The 7,333-nt window shown below is 68.7% G+C and carries 4 protein-coding genes; all 4 read right to left on the reverse strand.

Annotation, left to right across the window (positions count from 1 at the left end; genetic code table 11):
* Positions 1-324: hypothetical protein (locus tag GF405_03540; GenBank protein ID MBD3367236.1), on the reverse strand; the 324-nt coding region annotated here is incomplete at its 3' end.
* Between the two features lie 60 nt (positions 325-384).
* A complete protein-coding gene (locus GF405_03545) occupies positions 385-4,134 on the reverse strand; it encodes a hypothetical protein (protein MBD3367237.1) in 3,750 nt (1,249 codons plus the stop codon).
* Between the two features lie 55 nt (positions 4,135-4,189).
* On the reverse strand, positions 4,190-5,236 hold the full coding sequence (locus GF405_03550) for a hypothetical protein (GenBank protein MBD3367238.1): 1,047 nt from the start codon (positions 5,234-5,236) through the stop codon (positions 4,190-4,192).
* Positions 5,229-6,695 (reverse strand): hypothetical protein, encoded by a 1,467-nt coding sequence (locus GF405_03555; protein MBD3367239.1) that lies wholly within the window; start codon positions 6,693-6,695, stop codon positions 5,229-5,231. Before GF405_03555 ends, GF405_03550 begins: the two co-directional genes overlap by 8 nt.
* Between the last annotated feature and the right edge of the window lie 638 nt (positions 6,696-7,333).

A 7,333-nucleotide genomic window follows, 5' to 3' on the forward strand; every position in this document is an offset into this window, starting at 1 on the left:
CGTGGTCAACTCGTCGATCATCCACATGATGACCTCGAGCCCGAGGACCTCCTCGGCGTGGTGCACGCCGTCGAAGAGCACGACCGGCTCGTCCTCGTCCACGTCCGGGTTGTCGGAGAGCTTCATGGCCCAGATGGCGCGGCCGTCGGTCGTCGAGTAGCCGATGGTGTCGATGCGCGCGATGGCCGGATAGGCGGCGACGGTCGCCAGGAGCTCCGACCGGACCTCCTCGTACGTATGGTAGCGCGCCTCGAGCGCCGACGCGGACGCCGAACAGACCGCGAGCGCGGCAGAGAGCAGAACAACCGTGATGCGTGAGCGCATGCTTCCTCTTCCTCTCTTCTGGCGGACCGGCGGCGGGTCTCAGGGCACCGCAGCCGCTCCCTACTTCAGAAGCACCATCCTCGCTCGCCTGGTCTCACCGAGCGCCGACAGGCGACAGAAGTAGACGCCCGAGGCGACGTCGGAGCCCTCGGCGGACGTGCCGTCCCAGACGACACGGTGACGCCCGGCGTCCCGCTCCCCGCGCACGAGTGTCCTGACGAGCCGGCCGGAGACGTCGAAGACATCCAGGGCGACCTCGCCGTGCTCGGGAAGCCCGAAGCCGATCGTGGTCACCGGGTTGAACGGGTTCGGGCTGGCGCCGCTGAGTGTGACGACACGCGGCGCGTCGCTCTCCGGGACGTCGGTCGACGGGTAGCCGTCGGGCGGATCTGTCGTGAAGAGGATCGCCCGTCCGTCAGCGAGCGGCGCGGCCTCGTCCGGGTAGACGTTGCAGTGCGAGTACAGAAGCCCGCCCGTCTGGTCGGCGTTCTCGATGCCGACGGTCGAGAAGTTCTTCTCCCAGTGCGTGTTGTGGATCTCGTAGTACTGGAACAGGATCTCGCCGTCGCCGGTAGCCGTCGGGTAGACCGCCGGGTCGTAGAATACGATCTGGAAGGTCTGGTCGATGACGGCGTAGTCGACGCCGGCGCGGCTCCACTCGACCACGAAGCGGCCGTCGCCCAGGTCCTTCGTCAGGACCTTCCCGCCGTGCTGAACCGGGTCGATGTCGTCCCAGAACGGGGCGACCATCGCGTCGGGTCCGAGCGGATAGGGTATGGTCCAGTTCCAGAAGGCGTACTCCCACTCCGGGACGCCGCCGAGGGCGGCCCAGCCGTTCGAGCAGATGCCGAGTTCCGTGTAATCCTCGCCGTAGTAGGTGAACGTGAACGGCAGCGTCACGTTGGCCGACTCGTCGTTCCCGAGCCCCAGGTCGTTACCCGTGCCGCCGTGCGACGGGTCCAGCTCGATCCACGAGTAGATCGGGGTCTCCGTGTAGCCGGCGTCGGTATCGTCGTAGGCGTAGTAGCCTTGGTCGTCGGGCCCCAGGGGCGAGCTCGTCGTCGGGACGCCGACCGTGACCGGCACCATGACGAACTGCCCGAGGCCCCAGTCGCCCTCGAGGTCGAGCGTCAGCGTAACGTCGTGCCCGATCGCCACGTCGGGCGCCGCGGTCAGGGAGAACATGTCGCCGCCGTTCGAGCCCATCGACCCGGCGGTGATCGTCCCCCACGTGCCCGAGCCGTCGCCGACGGTGACGCCGCTCACAGGTCCCGCGAGCGCTCCGGTCACCGACGTCGCGTCGAGCGAGCCGGCGTTCGAGAGCGCGACCGTCAGCGTGACGGTCTCGCCCGGGTCGATGACGCCGTCGCCGCCGATCGTCGCCGAATAGAGCGAGAGCACGGGCGCGCCGATCACGAGCCTGAGCTCGCTTCTCCACTGCGCTCGACCGCCCTCGGCCACGACCCCGAGAACGTACTCGTCGCCCTCATCGAGCGACTCGGGGATCTCCACGTCGAAACGCCGGGTCGACGTCGCGCCGGCAGGCAGGTCGCCGTAGCTCTCCTCGTCGGTCGTGCCCTCGACGGGCTGAACGAGGTGGCAGACGACGCCGCTCGCGGTCGTCGTGCCGTAGTTCCTGAGGGTCAGGTCGATCTCGATGATCTCGCCGGGGTTCACGACGCCGTCGCCGTTGCCGTGACTGGGCCCGGCCTCGTTGTCGTCGATCGCGTGCGCGTACCATCCGACGTGGACGTCGTCCTGCGCGATGGTCGCGGTCCCGGTGTAGGGCTTGAAGTCCCTGGCCCAGACCGTCACGTCGACGTCGCCCGCCGTCGCGCCGGAGAGCGGCATCTGCACGGTCGTTCCGCCCTGGAGCGTGCGGGCCTCGTGAAGCTCCCCGTCCTTCCACACGACGACCTCGGCGCCGACGACCGGCTCTCCGGCGCCGTCGGTGACCGTGACGTCGAGCATGTTCTGCCCGAGCGGGACCGACGCGTCGTGCGAGACCGCGAACGAGTCCGGCGTCCGCGTCCGGAGCTGAAGCTCCGGGTCGCCGAGGACGTTGTAGACGTTGAAGTAGAAGTCGACGTCCTGGTTGAACTCGTCGAGCGAGTCGGAAGATGCGTACTGCGGGAAGTTCTCGATGAGACAGAGCTTGCTGGCGAGCGTCGCCTGCCCGAACGAGTCGACCTCGTCGAGCAGCATGGCGTCGTAGAAGCCGCCGTCGACGGCGTTGTTCCACTTCGTGTGGGTCCAGAACTCGCTGGGACCGTAGAACGCCGGGCCGCCCTTGAGGTCGACCGGCGAGCCCGCGCGGATCCACGCCTCGCCGAAGGCCGGATCGGTGTAGCCGTCGAAGTTCCCCGTGCCGCAGACGCAGCTCGTCATGATCGGGAGCATCGTCCCGTTCGAGAGGGCGTTGATGTCGGCAACGAGAAACTCAGGATAGTACCAGCCGGTCGCGCCGCCCCAGCCGCGGTAGTTGATAGCGCCGACGCCGGCGTTGATCACGTCGCTGATGGGGTCGGGCGAGGTGACCGGCGGATAGTAGACCGTGTCGACCTGGCTGTAGCCGTAGTCGAGCTTCATCTCGCGGACCCGGAGGGTCGTGAGACGGGGCGTGACGGGCGGCGGCGAGGCGCCGTAGTTTCCGGCCACGGCGAGCGCCCGCTCGTACCAGCCCTGGTCGGCCGCGCCGCAGTCCCGCTCGTACTCGAGGACCTTCATGACGGCGACGGCCGTCTCGCTCGGGCTGTCGGTCGGGATACGGCCGACGATGACCTCCGGCAGGTAGTCCGTTCCCTCAAGCTCGCCGTACGGATGGTCGGCGGGGTTGCCGTCGTGATACCACGTCGGCAGGTTGCCGTAGCCTCCGCTCGCGGCGTCGCCGACGAGCAGCACGTAGTCGGGTGGGTTGTCCCACGTCAGATAGGCCGTCTGGATGTAGGCGTGGATATCGGCCGCCGACGGGGTCGGGTCGATGTCGGAGAGCGTGACGAGCACGGTCTCGATGCCGCGCCGGGTCTTCCACTCGACGAGCGGCTCGGACGCCGCGGCGAAGCTGTCGTTCGCGATAACGAGATAGGAACCGCGCCGGGTCTCGGCGCGGGGCAGCTCGTCGTAGTTCAGTACGAGGTCCTGGTAGAACGGCTCGAAGGTCGCCGAGCGCCACGACCGCACGACCTCTTTCCCGTTGACGGTCGGCCCGGCCTCGGGAACCACGCGGAGCGTGAGGTCCGTTGCCACGTGAAGCTCGCCGGTCACGGGGTTCGCCCGGACCGGGCGGACCTCGACCCGCGCCAGACGCAGGTCGCGGAAGACGACCGGGTCGTCGAGCACCGCGACGGCCTCGGGATAGAGAGCGTTCCGGTCGTAGGCTGCGCCGGGGGAAACCTCGCGCGCCGGCTCGCCGTCGGTCCGGAACGGGGCCGCGGGCGCGACGTCGTACCCGCCGAGCACCGCCTCCTCGACCGAGACGATCTCGAGCCGCGCGCTCCCGGCCCGCGGGATGGCGACATAGTAGCTGAGCGCTGGGAGGTCGGGCAGACCGGCCCGGTCGAGACGACCTGTGCCGGGCAGGGCGATCGAGACGCCCCGACGTCCGGCGCCGCGCTCGACGGCGAACCCGGGCACCTCGACCCGAATGGTCGTTCCGTCCGGTCCGCTCGTGACGACCCGGGCGGAGGGCGGCGCGTCGGCTCCCGCCGTCTCGACGAGCGGGGTCCACTCCCTCGCGGATGCGAAGCCTGCACAGAGCGCGACAGTGAGTGCCGCAGCCAGGATGAAGGTCGCGCGATGTGTTCGTCTCACTCCTCGTCCTCCCCGGGCGCCGCTCCGCGCCCCCGTTCCCGTTGTCGAGCCGTCTCTAGTCCTCTTCGATGATCACAAGTCCCCAGTCGCGGTCGGCCACGTAGACCGTCCCGCCCGCGACGACAACACCCGTGGCGTGGGCCGTAGGAACCCCGCCGACCGGCACAGGGTCGGACGGGTCCGTCACGTCGTAGACCACGAGGCCGTCGTCCTGGTCGGCCACGTACACGCGGCCGTCCGCGTACGCGATGTCCTCCGCGTAGTCTCCGGTCTCGACCGAGGCCACGAGCACGGGCGTCGACGGGACCGAGATGTCGACCACGTGGAATCCGCGGAGTCCGTCTGCGACGAACGCGTGATCGCCGTCGGCGCAGACCGCACGAGCGTTCCCGGGCGTATCCACCGTGCCCGCGATTGAGACAGATGTCAGATCGGACGCCTCGCAGACGGCCAGACCGGTCTGTTCCATGGCGACGAGGATCAGCCCGTCGTGCAGGCACACCCCCCGAGCGTCGCCGCTGGTGTAGATGTGGCTCAGCTCCCCCGAGAACCAGCTCTGGAACGACTCGTAGTAGCGGAGCTCCCACACCCGGAGGCCGCCGTCGGAGTCGGCCGTCACGACGTGATGCAGCGAGTCGGCCTTGACCTCGACCGACGCGACGTCCCTCCCCCGCGTGCTCTGGAAGGTCTCCATCCGCACCGGGTCGGTCGGGTCGGTCAGGTCGAACGCCAGCGCCCCGTTCGGGCCGTCGGTCACGAACGCGAAGCTGTCGCCCGGCGAATACGAGCACGCCGTGACGTCGAAGCTCGTCGAACCGACGCCGAGCTCGACCGGCGAGGCCGGGTCCGACAGGTCGACGACCACGAGACCTCCCTGCCCCGCCGCGACGAGACCGAGGTCGCCCTCGACGTACACATCGTCCGCGTATCCGACGATCGGAAGCGTCGCAAGCACGCTGAAGCCGCTGTCCCCGCCGGCCGACACCGGGTCGCCGCGTCTCGCGCAGCCGGCCCCGAGACAGAGAACGAGGACGGCCGCGACGAGCAAGCATGCGGCGCGGCCATTGTGCCTTAGTATATCATGATTTATGCGCTCAGTCAAGGAACCGTACTCCTTCCACTATGATGGCCATGCCGGCCCGGTAGTCCGTGTAGTCCTTGACGCCGCCGATCGACTCGACGACCTCCGAGTTCGACGTCCGGGAGCGGTACTCCAGAAAGCCCTCGAGCGTGAGCCCGGATCCCACCGGCACGTCGGCGCCCGCCGCGACCGTCCAGAAGCGGTCCTCCCGCCCCCGGTGATAGGGATCCTCGTCCGGCTCGTGGGACGTCAGGAAGTACCGGCGCGCGTGCCGGACCCGCCCCGTCAGGATGAGTGAACCGTGTTCGAGCCGACCGGCCCGCCACCGGACGCGGCCCTCCCAGGCGTCCTGATCGTACGTCGCGTCGCTGTCGTCCGAGAGCGAGCGGACCTCGCCCTCCTCGTCCGTCCCCCTCGCGAGCGACTGCCGGAGCTCGTAGCCCAGGTCGATACGGAGACCGGCCGCCGGACGAATGACCAGCCTGAGACCGTAGGTGCTGGCGTTCGCGTCGTACTCGATGAAGTCCGGATCGTAGCGGTAGGCGTCGTAGCCCCACGAGGCGCGGACGTCCACGGGCAGCGAACGGTCGCTTCCGAGCTCGAGCGACACGCCGTGCTTCCTGTAGTCGCAGCCGCGGTACTCACCGCTGTCCTCGTCCCAGAGCGGCCGGATGCGGTAGCTCGGGATCGCGGAGTACTCGGCGCGCAGGTACGCTAACCCGGGCCGCGTCTCGAGAAGCCGCGCCGACAGCATCGAGAAGCTCTTGTCCCCGTTCACCGTGTAGAGACGCCAGCGTCCCGAGAACCTCAGCGACGTCTCGCGCTCGTCCGGCTCCTCGCGGATGAGCTCGATCTCCGCGTCCGTCTCGAGACGCAGGTCGTCGAGCGCGTCCATCGGGTAACGGTCGACCCTCAGGCCGTCGAGGTATTCCTCGCGGTCCTCGTCGGAGTAGCGGTAGACGTTCGAATCGTACGTCGTGCCCAGCCCGCCTTCCCACGCCAGACGCCACGGCAGCACGTCGAGCTCTCTCCGCACGGGGTTCACGTCGACGGTCCCCCGGGCCGGACGCACCAGACGGAGCTCGACCGTGTGGGTCCCGGCCGGGATGTCTACCTTGATGTCGTCTGGACGACCGACGGACCAGCCGGGATGCGCCGGGTAGACCGACGAACCCGTCTCGGACCGGAGAACGGTCGTCCAGAGCGGCCGGCCGTCGAGGAGGACCGCGATCTCGATAGGGAACGGGCTCGTGGAACCCGTGAAGCGCCCGCGGACGATGGCCTCGAAGAGCGAGGGACCCTCGACCTCGATGGTCATCGGTTCGCCGGCCGTCAGCGGGAAGTAGACGTATCGGTTGCCCCCGACTTCGATCTCGACCGACTCGGCGGCGTCGACCGGCAGAAGCGGAGCCGCCTGCGCGGCGGCGGCGCACACGAACGCGGCGAGGACGAGAGCGGGAGGAAAGGCCCTACGGTTCATTCGTCACGTCCCCGCGCGGGATGTAGAACGTGATGCCGAGCTCGTCGGAGACGCTGTCGACCAGGCGGAATGTGTAGGTGTGCGGTCCGTCGTCGACCTCGAGCATGAAGTGTCGGAGCGAACCGACCATGTGGCGCTCGCGGTCCCTGCAGACGACCGTCTCGGACGGCTCGGTCTCGATCTTGTAGAGCTTCTCGGAGCCGTCGTCCTTCGTGACCCCGACGACATAGACCTGGTCCGAGAGCATCGTCTCGTCGAAGAGGAGCCTCGTGTTCACCTTGACGGCCGTCGGTCCGACGACCTTGAAGACGACAGGCTTCTCCTCGGTCGCGAGGTAGTAGACGAGTTCCTTGTCGCGGTAGAGGAACGTCTCGATGCCGCCCGAGGAGACCGGCGCCATCGTCACGCGGGACGGCTCGTCCCCGGCCCTTTCGAACGGGCGCGCGTCGACCACGGCGTCGCCCACTGCCAGGACCTCGTACACGTGCCGGCCCGTCGGCACGTCGATGTAGAGCCTGCGGATCCTCCCCGGGCCCGTCGGCGTGAAGGCGACGTAGTGGGCGTGGCTCGAGTGGATCCCGTCGAACGTCTCACGCTGAACCAGCTCCCCGTCCCGGTGGACGACAAGCGTGTAGTTC

Source organism: Candidatus Effluviviaceae Genus V sp., from assembly GCA_014728125.1.
In the GTDB taxonomy this organism is placed as follows: Bacteria; Joyebacterota; Joyebacteria; order Joyebacterales; family Joyebacteraceae; genus WJMD01.

Coding starts and splice junctions, on each gene's coding strand:
- GF405_03555 (MBD3367239.1), bottom strand. CDS start 6,695: ATGAACCGTAGGGCCTTTCCTCCCGCTCTCGTCCTCGCCGCGTTCGTG.